The organism is Muriicola sp. Z0-33, assembly GCF_026126425.1.
Taxonomy (GTDB): domain Bacteria; phylum Bacteroidota; class Bacteroidia; order Flavobacteriales; family Flavobacteriaceae; genus JAFMPW01.
In genome coordinates, this window is sequence record NZ_JAFMPW010000020.1 from 1 (window position 1) to 21,696 (window position 21,696).

The following is a 21,696-nucleotide window of genomic DNA, read 5'->3' on the forward strand; positions in this document are numbered from 1 at the left end:
CATCTCGCCTGTTCACTAAAAATGTACCCCGTACATTTTCTTTACGCTCCAGCGCCCTGGGGAGGTAAAGGCTATGATCCGGTTCCTTAAATTAAACACAAATGTTACCCTCTTGTTTCAATTTCAAATACGAATTGCGAAGTACTTTCTACTAAATAACTATCTTAGCCCAACAAAAAAAACAGTATGTATTTTTTAGGTATTACCTGGAATCCTAACGAGACACTTTTCAATATTGGATTCATTCAGATCAAATATTATAACCTGCTTTGGATAATAGCTTTTGCTGTTGGCTGGTTCCTGATGAAAAAGATATTCCAGAATGAAAAGAAATCTATAGAAAAATTGGATTCCCTTTTCATTTATACTGTTTTAGCCACAATGCTTGGTGCTCGATTGGGCCATGTATTTTTTTACGATTGGCCGTATTATAAAAATCATTTGGCCGAAATCTTACTTCCCATCAGGGAGAGCAGTGGCGGATCTCTTTTCGGATTAATCAATGGTTATGAATTTACCGGTTTTACTGGTTTGGCAAGTCATGGGGCAGCAATTGGTGTAATTATAGGAATGTATTTACTCAGCAGGAAATATAAAGACATGAAGATACTATGGCTCCTGGACAGAGTAGTTATCCCTGTTGCATTGGGAGCATTTTGTGTTAGATTGGGGAATTTCTTTAATTCGGAGATCAATGGTAAAGTCACAGATAAGGCATTTCTATTTGCGACAAGGTTTGTAAGGGATTCCGATGATATGCCCGCCTCTGAAGCCTTAAGGGTGACCAATGAAAGGTCTGTCAATGCGGCATATGCAGCTATAGAATCTAATCCTAAATTTGCTGAGTACCTTCAGGCTATTCCTTATAGGCATCCGGCACAATTGTATGAAGGGTTTTGCTATATTTTTGTCTTTCTGATACTCTACTATTTTTATTGGAAAACAGATAAGAAAAACAAACCAGGATTCTTATTTGGCCTCTTTTTGGTCATGCTTTGGACCGTTCGTTTCTTTGTAGAATTTGTGAAGAAAAGCCAGGGTGGGTTTGAAGATTCATTGGGTGTCCTTTCCACTGGTCAGTGGCTGAGCATCCCGTTTATTTTCATCGGGTTGTATTTTATTTTCAAATCTAACAAGGTCACCACCAGCTAATAGAAGTTCAGCGTTTAGAATACATAAAATGAATATAGGCAACAGATCGGTATTGATCTTACTTCTCGGGTTTATTATCTCTTTTAGCGCTTGCAAAGAAACCAAAAAAAAAGTAGTTACAACCACCCCTGTAACATTCACTAAAGAGGGTGAGTTAAGTATCTATAATGGTAAAACAGATTCGCTGACCACCAAACTCAGTATTGAAATCGCCAACTCTGATTACGAGACCCAAACCGGCTTAATGTACAGGGAGTCCATGGATGCCAATCAGGGCATGTTGTTTATTTTTCCAGAGGAAGCCATGCGTTCATTTTATATGAAGAACACCAAAATTCCTTTAGACATTATATATATAGACAGGGAGAAGCGTATTGTTAGCATACAAAAAAATGCCCAACCTTTTGATGAATCCGGACTACCTTCCACGGCACCTGCTCAATACGTTCTGGAGGTCAACGCAGGGCTTACAGATCAATGGGATGTAAAGCAAGGCGATAGAATCGAGTACAGCAAAAACTAACTTCTAAAAGTGATTGCCCTGAAGATTATAATTGACACTAACAAAGGGCATTCGCTATCTGCTACCCTTTTTGAAGGGCCATTAAAAAACAATTCGGGCTCAGTTTATGGAAAAAGACATAGAAATGGTTAAACAGCAACTAAAGAATCTTTTATAGTTAGTCATGGGGAAATTATTACTTGTGGGGGCAGAGACAGAGCGACTGTCTTTTCGGAAGATAGTACCTTCCGATTTTGAAACATGGTTACCATTTCACCAGGACCCTAGAAGCACTCAATATTGGGAAGGTATACCAAAGGATCCTTTCCAGGCCTGTACGGAGCAGTTTCAACGCTTATTTGACAGGTATGAAAAGAATCTCGGAGGCATGAATGCCCTGATTAAAAAAGACACCAACCAATTTATTGGTATCTGTGGTCTGTTAATACAAAGCGTTGACGAGGTAGAAGAATTGGAAATTGGATATTCTATACTTCCTGAATACTGGAAAAATGGTTATGCCTCCGAAGCGGCCATCAAATGCCGGGAATATGCCTTTGAACATAAGTTGAGTACATCTCTTATTTCCATTATCCATGTAGACAATCTCCCTTCTAAGAAAGTGGCCAGAAACAACGGAATGATATTGGATAAAAGAACTGTCTATAAAAACAATCCGGTAGAAATCTTCCGAGTTAAGAGCAAGTAGCAGGCCTATTTATTTTAAAGAAGTGCGGAGGCATACAAGGGTATGTGGCATTAAATTTCAAGCTGTTATATCGGTACATGCTCATCTGCGTTCATATAATCTAACTCAGGTCTGTAGGTAGTGAAAATATTGTAGCTCACAACAGGCTTTGTACTGCGCAAAGAACAAATTCTAAATGAATACTCTATTTTAGCAACACATTCGATGTAAAAAATGATTAAAAAACACAGGGCCATATTTATTAACAATGATTCTGACAAGCAGGGTTTAATTGAGCGTATTTTAGAGGGCCCGGTCTCAAATCCTTTTGAAGATCTAAAAGGACAGCAAGGCGCCCTGTTTTCTAAACTTGCGCTTGATAAATACATTGAAGAAGAAGTACTGCACGACCAAAAGGTCCTCACAAAACATTCAAAACAAAGCCTTCGCTCTATGAGCAGTGGTGAAAGAAAAAAGGCATTATTAGGTCACATTAAAAACAGCAGCCCCGAATTTCTGATTTTAGACAACCCCTTTGACAATCTGGATGTAGGCTCAGTTGATGACCTTAAACAACAACTTTCCTTGATGTCGAAGAAGACCACCATGCTACAGATTATTAGTCGAAAAAAGGATTTGTTACCCTTTATTAAGGAATACTATATGCTAGAGGACAAACGCTTGCTAGCCAAAAGTTACGACATCCAAAGCGTGGAGGAGACCTTCTTTGGAGATGAACTTCCTGCTCCTTTAAGTGCCATTAACCATAGTGGTGAAGAACTTATTAAGTTTAAGGGTATAACGGTAAACTATGAGGGCATGCCCGTTCTAGACAACATCAATTGGGTAATCTGTAAGGGAGAATTCTGGCAACTAAAAGGCAAAAACGGCAGTGGCAAAACCACACTACTTTCAATGATTACCGGGGACAATCCTAAAGGCTATGGCCAGGAGTTGTTTCTTTTTGGCAAGAAAAAAGGAAGTGGCGAAAGTATATGGGAGATTAAAACCAAGATTGGATATTTTACTCCGGCCATGATCGATAGGTTTAAAGGCTATCACAGTCTGGAAAATATGCTCATTTCCGGCCTTACAGATTCTATCGGGCTTTATGTACAACCTTCCGAAATTCAGATCAGAATTGCAAAACAATGGCTACAGCTCATCGGCATGGAAAAATTACGGCACACCTACTTTCACGACCTTTCAATGGGGCAGCAAAGACTAATAATGTGTATCAGGGCTATGATTAAACATCCATTACTATTAATTCTGGATGAACCTACAGCAGGCTTAGACGATAAGAGTGCGGCTTTGTTTGTTGCTCTGGTCAACAAAATTGCCAGTGAAAGCGATACCAGTATCATCTTTGTTTCCCATAGAGAAGAAGCTGGTTTAAATGCAAATCTTGTATATGAGTTACTTCCGGGAAAAAGGGGCTCTACAGGAAAACGACAAGAATAAATCATGATAGAAAACATGCTCATTGTTGGTGCAATAGGTAGTGGCTTGTTCACATGCTTCCTGGCCTTATTTGCCATCAGTGGATGGGTAAAATACCTGCGGGATGAAGCGGGGAGATTTCAAAAAAAGTGGAATTGGAAAGCGGTAAGCAGTGTGTTTATTTTCATTGTTTTACTATTGGGTATTCTTCTTTGGGGTAACAACAGACTGGGACTGTACTATATGGATAACCCAACTTCAATAGCATTATTTTTGAATGCCTTTGGGATCTTCTTTTTTATACATCTCTTTGATCTTATAATTATAGATTACTTCCTGATAGTAAAGTGGCATCCAAAGTTCTTGAATCTTCCGGATACGGAGTATTACACCACTATAAAACCTCATTTTATTGGGTTTGTTCGCGGCCTTCCCTTTGGTATTATAGGAAGCATTCTGGCCACTGCAATTTCTATTATTATGACATAAAAAAACCGCTTAAATCAACATTGAAATTAAGCGGCTTTTTTGAGATTATTTAATTCTATTCCTTCTCGTTCATTATCCTTTTTCTAAGCGAATCGAACATGACTGGTGTTGCGATAAATACCGAAGAGTAAGTACCTACAATTACACCAACGATCATCGCGAACATAAAGCCTCTGAGAGACTCTCCTCCAAAAGTAAAAATCGCCAGCAATACCACCAATGTGGTAAGGGATGTATTTAACGTTCTACTCAAAGTACTGTTCAAAGCCAGGTTAATGTTATTACCTGCACGCCAACCCTTTTCGCTAACAATCTCCCTGATTCTGTCGAACACTACCACGGTATCATTCAGGGAATATCCTATTACTGTAAGTATGGCTGCAATAAAGGCCTGATCTATTTCCATGCTAAATGGCATAATCTTACTGGTTAATGAAAAGATACCCAATACGATCAGTACATCATGAAAAACAGCGGTTACAGCACCTAAAGAGAATTGCCATTTTCGGAATCGCAACAGTATATATAAGAAGACTACCGCAAGAGAACCAATAATAGCCCATAATGCATTCTTTTTAATATCATCTGCAATCGTCGGGCCTACTTTACGGTATTTCATCACCCCAACATTGTCATTTGTACCTCCCGGGATGAAGTCGTTCATAGTAGTGCCATCGGGTAAATATTTTTGCAGATTAACATAAAGACTGTCCAGTATCTCATTATCAACTTCTGTGCCTCCTTCAGCAACTTTGTATTTGGTAGTCACCATGATCTGGTTGGCATCCCCAAAAATTTTGGCACTGGCACTTCCAAGAGACTCTGATAATTCTGATGATATTTCTGACGGATTCACCGGGTTGACAAATCGTATCTGATAATTTCGCCCTCCGACAAAATCCACACCCTGATCCAGTCCCTGTGTAAATAATGAAAATAGTCCAACACTGACCAAAATAGCCGACAAGACATAGGCAATCTTTCTTTTATTAAGGAAGTTAATGCTCAGGTTGGTAAACAGGTTTTTGGTAATAGATGTAGAGAAATCCAGGCGTCTGGTTTTTCCAGATATATACCAATCTACCAATAATCTGGTGATAAAAATAGCCGTGAACAATGAGGTCAGAATACCTATGATTAATGTCGTAGCAAAACCTTTAATTGGTCCGGAACCAAATACCAATAATATAAGGGCCGTTAACCCAGTGGTAATATTGGCATCCAGAATTGAGGAAAGGGCGTTACTAAAGCCATCAGAAATTGCCTGGCTCTTACCTTTTCCTTTTGCTATTTCTTCTTTAATACGTTCAAAGATCAGTACGTTAGCATCTACAGACATACCAATTGTCAGTACAATACCGGCAATACCAGGTAATGTAAGAACAGCATCAAGACTTGCCAGAACCCCGAAAATCAGCACGATGTTAAAGATCAGTGCGATATCTGCAAATATTCCTGCCTTGCCATAGTAGAATATCATCCAAATCAGTACAAATACAAAGGCGATCAGGAACGATTTAAACCCGCTGTCGATGGCTTCTTGCCCCAATGAAGGTCCTACCACAAAGGAATCTATAATCTCTGCAGAGGCAGGTAATTTACCTGCTCGTAGTACGTTCGCTATATCTTTTGTTTCATTTACAGTAAAGCTTCCGGTGATTTCCGAGCTTCCACCAGATATACCTCCTACCTGAGAAACCCCAGGAGCGGTATACACTTTATTGTCCAGAACAATGGCAATACCGGTATTGTTAAGGTTGGCCTCACTGGTTAACTTTTCCCATAGTTTTGCTCCTCTAACGTTCATATCCATTCCAACGGCTGGTCTGTTGAACTGGTCAAACTGATCTCTTGCATCGCTTACGACATCTCCGCTGATCCTCGGCAAATTATCCCGGTTAGATTTTAAAGCATAAAGGGCAGCTACCTCAGAATCTTTAGAAGGGCGTTCCCAAAGAAATTTTGAGAATTGAACATCGGCCGGCAAAAGTCGTCGTATTTGAGGTAATCTTAACCAGGCCCCTATTTGGGCGGTATCCTTAACCGCGGCTACGCCAATGGCATAGTTTGGACCAGGGATTTGCAATTTGTCTATCAAAGGATTCCTCTCGGTAGAGAGATCTAAAGAATCCTGAGCAACATCGGACAATAAGGAATCTATCTCCGACTCTTCTTTTACTTCTTCTTCCTCCTGATCTTCAACAATGGTCTTAAGTTCATTATTAGCCTGTATCAGGAAATTGATCAAACTTTGATTACCAGATTCATAGGTTTCCCAGAATTCTAACTGAGCTGTACTTGAAAGCAGATCCTGAGCTCTGGCAATATCTCTGGCACCAGGCAGCTCTACTAAAATACGTCCGGAATTACCTTCACGCTGAATATTGGGTTGTGTTACACCGAAGCCATCTATACGTTCTCTAAGTACTTCAAAGGCAGAGACAACAGACTCGTCTATTTTTCTTCTAATGATGGGTTTAACCTCATCATCGGTCATTTGAAAATTTATTTCATCACTTAAACCTTTGTTTGCAAAAATATCCGGAGAAGCAAGTTGTACATCTCCTTTAATCTGATCAAAAGCATCAAAAAATAATTCCAGATAGGTATCATCACTACTGGTTGAAGCCAAATCAGCATCTTCCAGAGCCTTATTAAAAACAGGGTTTTTAGTGTTGTCTGCGAGCCCTTTCAAAATATCTTTAACCGATATTTGCAGGGTTACATTAATACCTCCTTTAAGGTCTAATCCCTTGTTTAACTCCTCTTCCTTAGCTTCTTCATAGGTGGTATAACCCAGAATTGGGTTCTTGCCAATGGAGTCCAGATAAGTCGCTTCTAGTGCTTCTCTCTTGGCTACATAGTCCTCTTCCGAAGAAGAAATGGTGGTTGCGGCATAAACCTCAGCTTCATTTTCTATTTTGCTCGTAATGAAAGTATAAGACAGTTGATAAATACTGACAATCCCGAACAGGAAGGCAAAAAGCTTTATAAGTCCTTTATTCTGCATGAGTTAGTTGAATTTGTTTTTGAATTACTCTTGGATTTGCAAACAGCGTGCAAATATATTATTTCCAAGAGGAACTGACAATTAATTTCGGGTATTTGTAACACATCAAAAAGGGCATTCCGATTGAATCGAAATGCCCTGAAAACTCATTTTAGAACGAGGAGTCTATTATTTATTTAAACTTCCAGTAAGCCATTAGTCTTTGAAACCCCCTCAGCACTTTCCTGCATTTTGGCTTTTTCTGCATCACTAAGTTCAATTTCAACTATTTGTTCAATCCCGTTTTTACCAAGAATTACAGGCACCCCAATACAGAGGTCGTTGAGGCCGTATTCCCCTTCCAATAATGTAGAGCAGGGGAACATTTTCTTTTGATCACATGCTATTGCCTGTACCAATCCTGAAACAGCTGCACCTGGAGCATACCAGGCACTTGTGCCCAGAAGTTTTGTAAGGGTAGCTCCCCCTACTTTGGTATCTTCCGCTACTTGTTGCAGACGTTCCGTTGAAAGGAATTCCGAAACTTTAACACTATTTCTCGTTGCGTGCGCCGTAAGTGGCACCATTCCTTTATCACTATGACCGCCAATTACCATACCGTCCACATCAGAAATTGGTGCTTCCAGGGCTTCTGCAAGTCGGTACTTAAAACGGGCACTATCCAAGGCTCCACCCATACCAATTATCTTATTTTTTGGAAGATCTATGGTCTTATGAGCCAGATAGGTCATGGTGTCCATAGGGTTACTTACAACAATAAGAATCACATTTGGAGAATGCTCAACAAGGCTGGAACAAACGCTTTTCACTATTCCTGCATTTATGCCTATTAGTTCTTCTCTTGTCATTCCTGGTTTTCTTGGAATACCCGAAGTAACCACAGCAATGTCGCTATTCGCCGTTTTAGAATAATCCCCGGTAGTTCCAGTAATTTTGGTATCAAAGCCATTTAAAGATGCGGTTTGCATCAGGTCCATTGCCTTCCCTTCGGCATAACCTTCTTTAATATCTAGTAATACCACCTCAGAAGCAAAATCTTTTATTGCTATATACTCTGCACAACTGGCGCCCACGGCACCTGCACCAACTACTGTAACTTTCATCTATTTAATGTTTTAAATTTTCCAATTAGTAACTACTTATTTTAATCGATAACACCTCCCATTCGGGGCTTCAAAAATAGGTTATTTTAGGCAAATTTAACAGCGTTTGCAGCCTTTACTCTTAATTAATTTATTGGGGAAACTTGGGATCTAAGAATGCTCTATGCCGTTTTATATGTTAAAGAAATAAGCCGTTTATCGAAGATCGTGTAATAATTGTGTTATTCGTCGAGTTTTGACAATAGAGTAAGCATTACGGACGTTATCACCATACCCAAATCCTAAAAATTAACCTACAAATGAAAAAGCTTTTTTCATTTATGGCAATTATAGCAATTGTTTTTGCCAGCAACTGTACACGAATACCGGAAAATAATGATCCAGTAATTGGTATATGGTACAAAATTGAAGTCCAAAACACAAGTGAGACCAGTAAGCAAACCATTCGTCAGGAATGGATATTTAATGATGCTTATTTAGGTCGTTATCACAGGTACAATGGCAATCAACTAGAATTTATAACCGATTTCAGTTGGGAACGGAACGAAGATCAATATACAATTTCGTATCCCGGTACAGACATGTCAGACAATATAGTAAGCATGAATACCTCTTCCGATCGAGAGTTGTTGGAAGACAGCCAGGGGAATGTCCTGGCCCAAAGAGAGTAAGTCCCCTTAATTTTTTCCATATAGTTATGAAAGCAGCCTTTGATATAAAGGCTGCTTTTTTTATTTGATACAAGAACTGGTATTAGAGACTTTTCACTAATCAGCAGGACATTATAGCAGATTCCTTCTTTATAAGGGATTGTTGTGTTTTACAGTATATGGCAGCTTGGCGAGATTGCTTCGCTCCGTTCTTAACGGAGCTCGCAATGACGTATTTCTATATACTATTTATGTTGATACTCGTCATTACGAGGATCCCACCATAGGTGGGAGACGTGGCAATCTCATAAAAAATAGACAATGACGATCTTTTTATGGGGTTTGTTTTGCTGATGCGGCTGGTCTACCTAAAGCCAAAGTTTAGACCAACAGAAAGGTTATTGAACTCTCCAAGTGAATAATCTGCATGCAGCCTGAAGAATCCGAGCTTGAGTTTAGCACCTACATTGGCTATTACACCACTAGCTGTTTCGTCAATTGAAAAGGGATCTGTATAGGTCTGTTGAATAGGTCCGCCAGTTACTATATAGGTTCCCAGAATATTGGTTTCCGACTTCCCACTCAGGTAGCCTAAACCACCATAAAAATTAATTACAGGTAATCTGGTAGAAACCACGGCCTGAAAAATCCAGCTATCCATCTTTGCATCAATACGCTGGTTATCTCCATCAATAATACTGGTATTAGTAAAGTCGTACGTCCCATCTAAATGCGTATATCCAATAACTGCGGAAATGGCCACTGGCAAAAGTTTATCGGCGGGAAGGTGTTTGGTAAATTCGTGCTGTATCCCCAACCCGTATAATCCTATAGCAACGTCGTCCGTATTTATTTTGGGAAGAAATCTTGCTTTTATTTCAGTGCCTTTAATAATCCCTACACTTGCCTGTAAATAAGCAGAAGGTATAAAGTTTATGTTTTCTGAAGCCAGGCCCGTTGGTAATTCGAACTCTTCACGAAACAGGCCATTTTCATCTTCAACAAAGACCCTTATACCTTCCAGATCACCTAAAGCTGTTGCTACTGTTTTAGAGCTACTACCGTCTACAAACCTGAGGTTTTGGTAGTCTGCCGTATTCATTTCAAAACTCAATTTATCATCCTTATTTTTAAAGGAAGCCATATTACCAATAATAGCAATCTCGAAACCCCCTAAAGGCTTTGCATCTGCAGTATTGTACCAACTACCAGACATACTATATATAGCACCTTCAGATAAAGGGCTGAGGTAATCATTGGTGAATCTTTCCGCGTCGTCCAGACCGGCAGCTAGTATTTCGTTGATATTAGATTGTGAGTTAACCATTAAAGTACAGGTCAACGCTACAAAGAGAAGAATAGCTTTCATTTTGTAAGATTTTTCCCCAAAACTAATTCGTCCCGCAGTGCGGGACGAATTTTTGTTGTGAAAGTGCTATTTCTTATACATCAATGTTGGCATAAACAGCATTTTTCTCGATAAAATCCCTTCTGGGAGGTACTTCATCTCCCATAAGCATTGAGAATACCCTATCTGTTTCAGTGGCATTATCTATGGTAATTTGCCTCAATGTCCTGAATTCGGGATTCATAGTGGTATCCCATAACTGTTCAGCATTCATTTCCCCAAGTCCTTTGTATCGCTGAATACTTACTCCTCCGCTATAGCTTTGAGCAATTTCATCGCGTTCCTTATCTGACCAGGCATAACGTTTCTTGGATCCCTTTTTCACAAGATAAAGTGGGGGTGTAGCGATATATACATGTCCACTTTCTATCAATTCTCGCATATAGCGGAAGAAAAAAGTAAGGATCAGGGTTTCAATATGGCTACCGTCCACATCCGCATCACACATAATAACCACCTTGTGGTAGCGTAGTTTTTCCAGGTTAAGGGCCTTACTGTCCTCCTCGGTTCCTATGGTTACTCCGAGAGCCGTGTACATATTTTTAATTTCTTCGTTCTCAAAAACCTTATGTTGCATGGCCTTTTCAACGTTTAATATTTTACCCCTGAGAGGAAGTATCGCCTGGAAATTTCTATCTCTTCCCATTTTAGCAGTTCCCCCTGCAGAATCACCCTCAACCAGAAACAACTCGCACTTTGCGGGGTCCTGTTCCGAACAATCGGTAAGCTTTCCAGGAAGTCCGCTACCGCTCATAACATTCTTTCGCTGCACCATCTCTCTGGCCTTGCTGGCAGCATGTCTTGCTTGTGCGGCAAGGATTACCTTTTGCACTATAGTCTTGGCATCATCCGGATGCTCTTCAAGGTAGTTGGTAAGCATTTCTGATACCGCCTGGCTAACTGCCGAAGAAACCTCTCTGTTGCCCAATTTTGTTTTGGTCTGCCCCTCAAACTGAGGTTCTGCAACCTTTACCGAAACTATAGCTGTTAAGCCTTCCCTGAAGTCGTCTCCCTGTACTTCGAACTTTAACTTATCTAACATCCCCGAAGCATCCGCGTATTTCTTCAAGGTGGTTGTCAGGCCTCTTCTGAATCCAGATAGGTGTGTACCCCCTTCATGGGTGTTGATATTATTTACATACGAATGTAAATTTTCCGTATAGCTATTGTTATATATCATGGCCACTTCTACCGGAATGTCATTCTTCTGACCTTCCATAGAAATAACACTCTGAATAAGCGCTTCCCTGGTACCATCCAAAAAGCGGACAAACTCTTTCAGACCTTCATCGGAATAAAAAGTCTCTGTTACAAATTCTCCTTTATCGTCTTTCTGACGCCTGTCTGTTATAGAAATAGTAACTCCTTTATTCAGATAGGAGAGCTCGCGCATTCTATTGGCAAGGGTTTCGTAACTATACTCTATGGTTTGTGAAAAAATAGTATTATCCGGATGGAAAGTAACTATGGTTCCCCTTTCGGTAGTTTCTCCGATACTTTTGACAGGATAGAGCGATTTTCCTCTTTCATATTCCTGCTCCCAAATTTTTCCATCTCTATGCACCGTTGCACGCAGATGATCGGATAGTGCATTTACAACAGAAACCCCTACCCCATGCAGACCACCGGAAACTTTATAAGAATCCTTATCAAACTTTCCACCAGCACCAATCTTCGTCATTACTACCTCAAGAGCGGAAACGCCTTCTTTTTTATGGATATCAACAGGAATTCCCCTACCGTTATCTCTGGTGGTAATAGAATTATCTTCATTAATAACGACACTTATAGTGTCACAATGCCCGCCCATGGCCTCATCTATAGAGTTATCCACTACTTCATAGACCAAATGGTGTAATCCGCGAACACCCACATCACCTATATACATGGAAGGTCTCATCCGCACATGTTCCATCCCTTCAAGGGCCTGAATACTGTCTGCGGAGTACTTTTTATTCTGTCCTTCCACCGGGGTATTTAGCCCTTCTTCCTTGTTTGCTTCCTCGTCTTTTTTAGCTTCTTCGCTCATAGAATTAAACGCTTGTATTTACTTGTGTTTTTGCAATCGAGCAAATATAAGCAATACCCCATAGAATATAGGGTTTTAGCACTTTTTTAGCATTTAAGTTATTAACATAATTTGTGGAAAAATTAGATGGAATTTTACCCTGATTTGACAATTTTTGATATTTCTATTCAAGGAATCAATTTTCGAGTCTCTTTTCCTATTATTTCGCCTTTGAAATCGGGCAAAAATAGCTGCTGATTCAGAAGGCAGTAGCTTAATTTTCAGCCCGGGAAGTTCCCCTTAATCCCGTACTTGTTATTTAGTAAACCTGAGCAATCTTTCTGTAGTCAGATCTATATTTTAAAATCTGCACACTCCAGGGGGTTTTTACAAAAGAATATGACTTTTGTTCTGTTTTAACCAAGTACTAGGACCTACATTTGCAGCATAAATTTATTATTTTGTTACCATGGCAGATTCCAGAGGTGTATCACTAAAACTAATGTCCCAGTTTCAAAAAGTGGTAGACGTTCAGAGCAAAATCATTTACTTTCTATTAAGTGTTATTGTTTCATTCGGGCTTACATATTATCTCTATGAACCCGCTATGGATCAGGCACAAGTTTATGTGCTTTTTCTCTTATTTCTTGCCGTCGGACTTTGGATTACCGAGGCCATACCTCCCTTTGCAGTGGGCTTACTGGTGTTTGGATTTTTAATTTTTTCCATGAACAGTTATTACTCCCAGATAGATCCTGCGAATGTGAAAGACTATTACATAGAATACATAAATTCCTGGTCTAGCAGTGTTATCTGGCTTATGCTCGGTGGCTTTTTTATGGCCGAAGCTATGAGTAAAACCAAATTGGATCGTTTGGTTTTTAAACTAGCCGTTACCAGGTTTGGCAGTTCCCCTAAGTTTATTCTTTTAGGCCTGATGCTAACCACTGCCTTATTTTCAATGATCATGTCGAATACGGCAACCTCAGCTATGATGATAGCCTCTGTCTTGCCATTTATAAATACCCTGGACAAAGACAGTCCGTTCTCAAAAGCCATTTTAGTAGGTATCGCAACGGCTGCCTCCTTTGGTGGTATGGGCACGCTTATTGGTTCACCCCCCAATGCAATTGCTGTGGAGGCACTAAATAATCATGGCATAGCAATAGGATTCCTGGAATGGATGATGGTAGGGTTTCCTTTGGCCATTATTCTGACTGTAATCTTCTGGTTGATGCTCACCACAAAATATATCCCAAGAAAAAAAAATATGGTGATAGCATTAGAAGAGGATATTGTTGATAAAACTGCGCCTTCCTATAAGTTTCAAAAAATAAAGAAGAGGATAGTTGTAGGGGTTTTGTTTATTACGCTATTGCTCTGGCTAACAGAAAAGGCCCACGGTATACCTGCCTCAGTGGTATCACTACTACCAATTATTTTGCTTACCATGACCGGAATTATCAACGGAGAAGATGTACGGAAGCTTCCATGGGACACCCTGATGCTGGTGGCGGGCGGTCTAGCTTTAGGGCTGGCTATAAAGGAAACCGGACTCGCCAACCATTATGTGGAAAAGATAGAACAGTTTAATCTAAATTTCTATATGTTGGTCTTGTTCTTTGGTTTTTTAACGGTGGTTATGTCTAACATCATGAGCAATACCGCAACGGCTACCATACTTATTCCAATCAGCATCATCCTTACTTTTAATAATCCTATTGTTCTGCCGCTGGTAATTGGTTTCAGTGCTTCAACAGCCTTGTTCCTGCCCATATCTACCCCGCCTAATGCAATTGCCTATAGTACCGGAAAATTAGATCAAAAGGATTTTAGGTTTGCGGGGGTGGTTTTTGGGGTCATCGGCCCTTTAATAATTACGGCTGCAATTATTCTTGTATTTACATACTTATACCAGGTAAGCTGATTTCAGGAAGGGCTGCCTTTTAATTTTGTGGGGCGTTCCTGGCCAGGTTTACCAATGCCGGACACCATAAAAAAAGCACCGTTTTTACACGGTGCTCAATTCGACTAATTAAACTAAAAAAATACCCTTCTTTCTAATTAAGAAGGAAAACAGAAACTCTTATTACGATTTTACATAGGCATCATCGTGCACCATGGCCACTGCCCTGCCTGAGGGGTCGTTCATGTTCTTAAAGGCCTCATCCCATTCCAGGGCAATCTTGGTGCTGCAAGCCACAGAAGGTTCCTGAGGAACACTCTTGGCAGCTGCATCCGAAGGAAAATGTCCTTCAAAAATGGTGCGATAATAATACTCTTCCTTGGTGGTTGGGGTCTGTATGGGAAATCGGAAATTGGCATTAACCAATTGCTCGTCTGTAACTTCTGCTTCGACCAATTCTTTTAAAGTATCAATCCAGCTATATCCTACCCCGTCAGAAAACTGTTCTTTTTGTCGCCATGCCACACTTTCGGGTAACATATCCTCAAAAGCTTTACGTACCACCCATTTCTCCATGCGCTCACCATTAATCATTTTATCCTTAGGATTAATACGCATAGCAACGTCCATAAATTCTTTATCTAAAAAGGGTACCCTGCCTTCTATTCCCCAGGCCGCTAAAGATTTATTAGCCCGGAGGCAGTCGTACATATGAAGTTTTTTCAGTTTCCGCACCGTTTCCTCATGAAACTCTTTGTCGTTCGGTGCTTTATGGAAGTACAAATAACCTCCAAAAAGTTCATCGGCCCCTTCTCCTGAGAGTACCATTTTTATCCCCATAGATTTTATCACCCTGGCCATAAGATACATAGGCGTAGAAGCCCTTATTGTAGTTATGTCATAGGTTTCCAGGTTATAAATCACGTCTTTTATGGCATCTAAGCCCTCTTGTATTGTAAATTTAATTTCATGATGTACAGTTCCAATATGATCTGCCACTTTCTGTGCGGCTGCCAAATCAGGAGAACCCTCCAGACCTACAGAAAAGGAATGTAACTGCGGCCACCAGGCGTCTTTAGTATCGCCGGATTCAACCCGTTTCTGAGAGTATTTTTTGGCAATGGCCGAAGTGACAGAAGAATCTAATCCGCCCGAAAGCAGTACCCCATAAGGAACGTCGGACATAAGTTGCCTGTGCACCGCGTCTTCTAATGCCTGCTTTATTTCCTGAATACTGGTCTCGTTGTCTTTAACTGCATCATACTCCATCCAATCCCGGGTATACCATCTTTTTAACTCCCCGTCCTTACTGTGCAGATAGTGGCCCGGAGGAAAAAGTTCTATCTTGGTACATGTTCCCTCAAGGGCCTTTAATTCTGAAGCCACATAGAAGGTACCGTTCTTATCCCATCCGATGTATAATGGGATAATACCCATATGATCTCTGGCCACAAAATACTCGTCCTTTTCCGTATCATAAATGGCAAATCCAAAAATTCCATTCATCTCGTCAAGAAATGCCGGACCTTTCTCCTGGTATAATGCAAGAATTACTTCACAATCCGATGCTGTTTTAAAAGCATAGGATCCTTCAAATTGCTTCCTCAATTCGCTGTGATTATATATTTCGCCGTTTGCGGCAAGAACCAATTTATTATCCGGGCTAAATAAAGGCTGCTTTCCTGAAGCAGGATCCACAATAGCCAATCTTTCATGAGCCAATATAGCCTTATCATCAGCGTAAATTCCGCTCCAATCCGGGCCTCTATGCCTAACTTGTTTAGACATTTCTAACAACTGAGGCCTTAGAACCTCGGCACTTTCTTTTAGATCAAAAGCACATACAATGCCACACATAATGGTATTTTTTTATATTAATTATAAGTCAAAGATGCGTCAACACTTTCAAATAATAAACATAAAAGCCCTATTTAGTTACATATAGTAATTATATAGTCTGCATTAATATTACATTATAATCAATTAAGGCTGTTCTAATACTTAAAAACAGCGTATTGTAAGTCGGGCAAATTTTAACGACTTTTTATAAGAGATACATTTTAAAACGAACTAGTTTTAACCCTACAAAAAACAAACACCCATATTATGAAAAAATTAATGACACTAGCTACTTTGGCCTTGGCCCTTGTTTTTACAACTAATTTAACTGCCCAGGATTTTGGCGGATTAGATAAGAGTCCGGCAGACATGGCCGCTTTCCCTACCAGTTACAGGGTTTCGGACAAAATGGTAAAAATCACTTACAGCCGACCACAATTAAAAGGACGTTCGTTATCCGAATTAGCCCCTGCCGGTAAAGTTTGGAGAACCGGAGCCAACGAGGCGGTAGAAATTACATTTTATAAGGATGCCAACCTTGCTGGCACGCCTGTAAAGGCGGGCACCTATTCCTTATTTACCATCCCGGGCGATGGGGAATGGACCGTAATTCTGAACAGCAAATTAAATCAATGGGGAGCGTATTCCTATGATAAATCTGCAGATGTTGCCCGCGTTAAAGCCAGTGCTTCTAACGACGGAAAGTCTCTGGAGGCTTTTAGCATTGCTTTTAAAGAAGCAGATGGCGGAGCACATATGGTAATGGGATGGGGAACAACAAGAGTTGCCGTTCCAATGACCTTTGGGAACATGTAAAAGACAAAACAAGTAAAAAAAACCGAAGCCTAAAGCTTCGGTTTTTTTGTTTAAAATAGTCTGGCAACCATATATGTCGCTACTATTTTATTCAGCTATTCTCCCATCTATGTACACATGCTCCGCTTCTATATTGGGGATTTCTTCTTCAGGAACTACCATAATGTCATCGCTGAGAATAGTAAAATCTGCAAGCTTACCTACCTCAATACTTCCTTTTTCATTTTCTTCGAAATTTGAATATGCAGCCCAGATCGTCATCCCTTTCAATGTCTCTTCCCTTGATAAGGCGTCTTGCATTTGAAAGCCGCCCTCAGGATATCCTTCAATATCCTTCCTGGCTACGGCCGCATAAAATGTTAAAAACGGACTCACCTGTTCTACCGGGAAATCTGTGCCCAAAGCTACTTTCCCTGAGGCCTCCAATAATTTTTTAAAAGCATAGGCTCCTTTTACCCTTTCAGCTCCCAATCTCTCATCTGCCCAATACATATCACTTGTGGCATGTGTTGGTTGTATAGAAGGAATGATATTTTCACTAAAAAAGTTGAAGTCGATCTCAGAAATTACCTGCGCATGTTCTACTTTCCATCTGCGGTCTGGCTTGCCTTCCAAAGCCTTTTGATAGGCCCTTAGCACAACCACATTAGCAGAATCTCCGATAGCATGCGTATTCATTTGATATTCCGAAGCAGCAATACGTTCTGCCAGTGCCTCGATATCGGAAACCGGGGTCACCATGGCTCCATAATGTCCTGGCAGGTCCGAGTAAGGGGCTTTTAAGGCAGCACCCCGGGAACCCAACGCTCCGTCTCCATATACTTTTACTGAACGGACATGCAATTTGTCTGTTTTTATTATGCCCTTATCCAGATAATAATCCAGGTTTTCAGGAGAATTGCTTACCATAGCATATACCCTTATGGAAAGTTCTCCCACATTTTGAAGGCTGTCTATCAATTCAATGGTAGATCTGTCCAGTCCTGCATCATTTACAGTGGTTAATCCGTTATCAAAACAAATCTGTTCAGCAGCCTTTAAGGCACGTATCTGAGCTGCCCTGTCTGGTGGTGGAATAATCTCAGTAACAAACTGCATCGGACTATCGACCAACACGCCGGTTATTATTCCCCTTTTCCTGACAATTTCACCCCCGGTAACCTGGGTTCGCCAATCTATTCCGGCCAGATCCAGCGCCTTCTGGTTCACCAGTAATGCATGACCATCTACTCTTCTCAAAGCAACCGGAATTTCGGGAAAGAGGGTGTCTAATTCTATTTTGGTAGGAAATTCTTTAACCTCCCAATCGTTCTGATCCCAACCTCTTCCAAGTATAAACTCTGACGGGTTTTCCTCATGAAATTGCAGCACCCTTTCCAACACTTCCTCATAGCTTGTTGTCCCAACCAGATCTACCACTGTCTGATTTAAGCCCAGACCATTAAAGTGGCAATGAGCATCGATAATTCCGGGAATAATTGTTTTGCCCTCCGCATCTACTATCTGATTAGAAGTATATTGCTCCCGAATAGCAGTGGCGTTTCCTACCGCAATAAATTTGCCTCCTTTTACTGCAAAGGCATCTGCCTTAGAGAAGTCCCCATCCACTGTATAGACGTTAGCATTTAACACTATGAGGTCTACCTCGTCCTTGGTCATTTCACATGCGAAAAAAACCAAGGAGATACATATAATCAACTTTCTCATTTGACTCTTGTTAGTATTACAAAATGTCGGGGCAAATCATCAACACCGGGTTCAATGTTGATGGCATTAGATCTCCATAAGTCCAGACTAACTATTTTCTCCTTGTGCCTTCCAAAGGGAACACCCCATCAGGTGAACTACTTTCACCAGAAAAAGTATCACCGTCCATAGACAAGGACACATCTACAGTCTGCCCTTCGATAGATATCGAAAAGTTTAGTTCTTTCTTTTTTACCACCACGTTTTCCCCATCCAAAGTGCCATTGGGAAGTTCTAACTGCACCATATGAACTCTTTTTTTCTTGGTAACGTGAAGCACCCCTTTACTATACTCTGGTGGAACATCCTGAACAGTATAATCCCAAGTACCAGCCCATTTCGCCCTTTTCATAATTAATTCAGCGGGTGTATCCGGATTGGAACTTACATTGGCTTCCAGGGGGATTGCAGTTAATAAAACTATGGCAACAAGTGTTGCCCAAAAAGTTCTTTTTAATGATCTTGTCTCTTTAATCTTCATCTTTTCAGCTTGGTTATTAATAAATAATACGAATATTTTTCTTTCAGTTCTAAAGCTTATAGCAAGCAAATGATATTAGATCTGATGGCATTCTAGGTTGATCTATAAATGTACAGAATAATTTGAATATTCTTAGTCCTAAATTCCAGATCAGTACCAACTTACTTCTTACGGCCCCTTTGCCGCTTTTCTTTAATCTTAACATAAATCAGTTTCCTTCTCCCTTTAGCGTCTTCCCGTCTTTCAATTTCAAAATTTCCGACTGAATTGATCAGGGGGGTTAATTTTTGAAACCCGTAGTTACGGGAATCAAAGTTGGGTTGCTTCTTCTGTAACAAGCTACCCACATCCCCCATGAACGCCCATCCGTCATCATCGGCCAAATCATCTATTGTTGTTGAAATAAGTCGAATTTCCTTATTGGTAATTTTGTCTACATCGCTTTTTGAGCTTTTCTGTTCTTCCGTATCTTCCGCACTATCGCCGGAAGCCTGGTTTTTTAGAATCTCTATATAGATAAATTTATCGCAGGCAACTATAAAAGGATTTGGAGTCTTTTTCTCCCCTATACCAAAAACCTGCATTCCCGCTTCCCGTAAACGGGTGGCCAAACGCGTAAAATCACTGTCGCTCGAAACCAAACAGAATCCGTTGACATCACCAGAATATAGAATATCCATGGCATCAATAATCATTGCTGAATCTGTGGCGTTCTTCCCTGAGGTATAACCGTATTGCTGAATTGGTGTAATGGCGTTCTCTAACAGAACATTTTTCCATTTGCCCAATCTGGGATTGGTCCAGTCTCCGTAAATCCTCTTAATGGTCGGATTGCCATATTTCGCAATCTCTTCCATCATTTCCTTAACATAAGCTGAAGGAATATTATCTCCATCGATAAGCACAGCTAGTTTAACATCCATAATGTAAATTAAAATTAATACCCGCTAATTAGCTTCTATTTTTTTATACTCGTTAGTGTGCGTGATATAAGCACTTATCTGGCCATCTTTATTGCGCTTAAATTCCATGGTCTCACCCAATTCCTTATTATCTCTGATGCGCCTGAATGTATCCCCTTCTATATGTTTATACATGGTCATGGATTCTCCAGGAGACCTTGAAGGCAGGCTAAGTGAAACCAATTTATCTCCCCAAACCCCAATATATTTTTCGCTCCACCAGGGCTGATTGCTAAAATAGCCCACGTATTCTGTAAGATTCACCTCCATGCTTTCCTCCGCTCCTTCCTTCTTCGAGGAGGTCTTCTTTACTTTATCCATTATGGCTTGTATTCCTCGGGAATAACTCCCGGGATTGGTGCCTCCAGCATTGATCATCACGGCATAGGCCATTTTGGATTTCAGGTCTAATTGTAGCACGGAGCGATATCCCGGACAAGATCCTCCATGGCCCACCCAGGTATTTCCGTTACTTCCTTTAAAAACGACAAAACCCAGGCCCCAGGTAGTTTTCCAATTAGGATTGGTCCAGTGTACCTGTTGCATATATTTCAGTGTTGCCGGTTTCAATATCTCCGTAGCTGCCTGGTTTCTTAACCTAAACTGCCAGGATGCAAAATTTGCAAGGTCTGTCACATTTGAAGAAAAGCCAGCAGCCGGCGTAATCCCATTGGCGTCAAATAACTCAACTTGTTTCCTTTCTCTTTTCCTGTTAATAGCACTATATCCTTTTGCCAATTGTTTCCCATATAATTCTTTGGGCATCGTTGGCCTGGTATCTTTTAAGTCTAAGGGTTGTAGAATATTTTGTTGTACATAATCTTCGAACGGCATACCACTTACCTCTTCTACTATCTGCCCTAGCAGTGTAAGCCCCAGATTACTATATTGAAAATAGGTGGATGCAGGGTATAAAGTTTCCTGCCCCCCTAGCTTTTCATTTATCTGGTCTTTTGTTGGAAATGGGAAATCTGGCCCTGTCCAATAAGGGTAATCTGCCTCCCGTGGCAAACCAGAAGAATGGGTCAGCAGACTCCGCACAGTTACCGGGCCACTTTCATTAAATTTCTGGGTTAAATTATATGTGGGCAACAGATCAGCAACCTTATCATCTAACCTTAGTTTGCCTTCATCGTACAATTTCATAATGGCCACTGCGGTAAACAATTTGGAGATAGAGCAGATGCTACACAAAGTACTTGGTTTCATTTCAACGGATTCCTCCTTATTGGATGCTCCAAAAGCTGCTGTCCACAATATTTCCTGGTCTTCGATAACAGCTACTGAAATCCCTGGTAACTGGTCAAAATCTTTCTGGGCATCCAGCCAAACATTTACCAATTGAAAGGCATCTTTATAGTCTTTTTTATTTTCCTGAGCACCGAGATTAATAATTGTAAGTAAAACAGTTAGAATTCCTAGGAACTTGTTCATCATATAATTGATTTTTAGACCATGGCATGCTGCATGGAAGATGTAGCAATGTAATCAAT

At 40.5% G+C, this 21,696-nt stretch carries 17 protein-coding genes; 8 read left to right on the top strand and 9 right to left on the bottom strand.

The window, feature by feature from the left end; genetic code table 11:
- Nucleotides 1-186: 186 nt before the first annotated feature.
- From lgt to J1G40_RS17430, 5 genes are all read left to right on the top strand, one after another.
- On the top strand, nucleotides 187-1,152 hold the full coding sequence (gene lgt, locus J1G40_RS17410; protein WP_265243942.1) for a prolipoprotein diacylglyceryl transferase: 966 nt from the start codon (nucleotides 187-189) through the stop codon (nucleotides 1,150-1,152).
- 28 nt (nucleotides 1,153-1,180) lie between these two features.
- A complete protein-coding gene (locus tag J1G40_RS17415; RefSeq protein ID WP_265243943.1) occupies nucleotides 1,181-1,675 on the top strand; it encodes a DUF192 domain-containing protein in 495 nt (164 codons plus the stop codon).
- 163 nt (nucleotides 1,676-1,838) lie between these two features.
- On the top strand, nucleotides 1,839-2,363 hold the full coding sequence (locus J1G40_RS17420) for a GNAT family N-acetyltransferase (protein WP_265243944.1): 525 nt from the start codon (nucleotides 1,839-1,841) through the stop codon (nucleotides 2,361-2,363).
- A 213-nt stretch (nucleotides 2,364-2,576) separates the two neighbouring features.
- Complete coding sequence (locus tag J1G40_RS17425) at nucleotides 2,577-3,806, top strand: ATP-binding cassette domain-containing protein (RefSeq protein WP_265243945.1); 1,230 nt, start codon at nucleotides 2,577-2,579, stop codon at nucleotides 3,804-3,806.
- A 3-nt stretch (nucleotides 3,807-3,809) separates the two neighbouring features.
- A complete protein-coding gene (locus J1G40_RS17430) occupies nucleotides 3,810-4,274 on the top strand; it encodes a hypothetical protein (RefSeq protein WP_265243946.1) in 465 nt (154 codons plus the stop codon).
- Between the two features lie 55 nt (nucleotides 4,275-4,329).
- Here J1G40_RS17430 and secDF read toward each other — a convergent pair whose 3' ends face one another.
- Together secDF and mdh are read right to left on the bottom strand one after the other, a co-directional pair.
- Nucleotides 4,330-7,284 (bottom strand): protein translocase subunit SecDF, encoded by a 2,955-nt coding sequence (gene secDF / locus J1G40_RS17435; protein WP_265243947.1) that lies wholly within the window; start codon nucleotides 7,282-7,284, stop codon nucleotides 4,330-4,332.
- A 176-nt stretch (nucleotides 7,285-7,460) separates the two neighbouring features.
- Nucleotides 7,461-8,387, bottom strand: a complete 927-nt coding sequence (mdh, locus tag J1G40_RS17440; protein WP_265243948.1) for a malate dehydrogenase — start codon at nucleotides 8,385-8,387, stop codon at nucleotides 7,461-7,463.
- Nucleotides 8,388-8,686: 299 nt separating this feature from the next.
- On the opposite strand from mdh, the gene J1G40_RS17445 reads away from it, so the two are divergent.
- Complete coding sequence (locus tag J1G40_RS17445) at nucleotides 8,687-9,058, top strand: hypothetical protein (RefSeq protein ID WP_265243949.1); 372 nt, start codon at nucleotides 8,687-8,689, stop codon at nucleotides 9,056-9,058.
- A 343-nt stretch (nucleotides 9,059-9,401) separates the two neighbouring features.
- Here the strand turns inward: J1G40_RS17445 and J1G40_RS17450 are convergent, their stop codons facing one another.
- Together J1G40_RS17450 and gyrB are read right to left on the bottom strand one after the other, a co-directional pair.
- Nucleotides 9,402-10,406, bottom strand: a complete 1,005-nt coding sequence (locus J1G40_RS17450) for a DUF6588 family protein (protein ID WP_265243950.1) — start codon at nucleotides 10,404-10,406, stop codon at nucleotides 9,402-9,404.
- Nucleotides 10,407-10,479: 73 nt separating this feature from the next.
- Entirely contained in the window at nucleotides 10,480-12,474 is a 1,995-nt protein-coding gene (gene gyrB, locus J1G40_RS17455; RefSeq protein ID WP_265243951.1) for a DNA topoisomerase (ATP-hydrolyzing) subunit B, read from the bottom strand.
- A 448-nt stretch (nucleotides 12,475-12,922) separates the two neighbouring features.
- On the opposite strand from gyrB, the gene J1G40_RS17460 reads away from it, so the two are divergent.
- Nucleotides 12,923-14,380: an SLC13 family permease gene (locus J1G40_RS17460; protein ID WP_265243952.1), complete on the top strand. Its 1,458-nt coding sequence runs from the start codon at nucleotides 12,923-12,925 to the stop codon at nucleotides 14,378-14,380.
- A 162-nt stretch (nucleotides 14,381-14,542) separates the two neighbouring features.
- Here the strand turns inward: J1G40_RS17460 and asnB are convergent, their stop codons facing one another.
- Entirely contained in the window at nucleotides 14,543-16,216 is a 1,674-nt protein-coding gene (gene asnB / locus J1G40_RS17465; RefSeq protein WP_265243953.1) for an asparagine synthase B, read from the bottom strand.
- A gap of 249 nt (nucleotides 16,217-16,465) precedes the next feature.
- Between asnB and J1G40_RS17470 the strand changes: the two genes are divergently transcribed.
- On the top strand, nucleotides 16,466-17,014 hold the full coding sequence (locus J1G40_RS17470) for a DUF2911 domain-containing protein (protein WP_265243954.1): 549 nt from the start codon (nucleotides 16,466-16,468) through the stop codon (nucleotides 17,012-17,014).
- 87 nt (nucleotides 17,015-17,101) lie between these two features.
- Here the strand turns inward: J1G40_RS17470 and J1G40_RS17475 are convergent, their stop codons facing one another.
- From J1G40_RS17475 to J1G40_RS17490, 4 genes are all read right to left on the bottom strand, one after another.
- Nucleotides 17,102-18,721: an amidohydrolase gene (locus J1G40_RS17475; protein ID WP_265243955.1), complete on the bottom strand. Its 1,620-nt coding sequence runs from the start codon at nucleotides 18,719-18,721 to the stop codon at nucleotides 17,102-17,104.
- A gap of 91 nt (nucleotides 18,722-18,812) precedes the next feature.
- On the bottom strand, nucleotides 18,813-19,241 hold the full coding sequence (locus tag J1G40_RS17480) for a hypothetical protein (RefSeq protein WP_265243956.1): 429 nt from the start codon (nucleotides 19,239-19,241) through the stop codon (nucleotides 18,813-18,815).
- Nucleotides 19,242-19,402: 161 nt separating this feature from the next.
- Complete coding sequence (locus J1G40_RS17485) at nucleotides 19,403-20,164, bottom strand: NYN domain-containing protein (RefSeq protein ID WP_265243957.1); 762 nt, start codon at nucleotides 20,162-20,164, stop codon at nucleotides 19,403-19,405.
- Nucleotides 20,165-20,188: 24 nt separating this feature from the next.
- The gene (locus J1G40_RS17490) at nucleotides 20,189-21,640 is read right to left on the bottom strand and encodes a serine hydrolase domain-containing protein (RefSeq protein WP_265243958.1); all 1,452 of its coding nucleotides are present in this window, start codon (nucleotides 21,638-21,640) and stop codon (nucleotides 20,189-20,191) included.
- Between the last annotated feature and the right edge of the window lie 56 nt (nucleotides 21,641-21,696).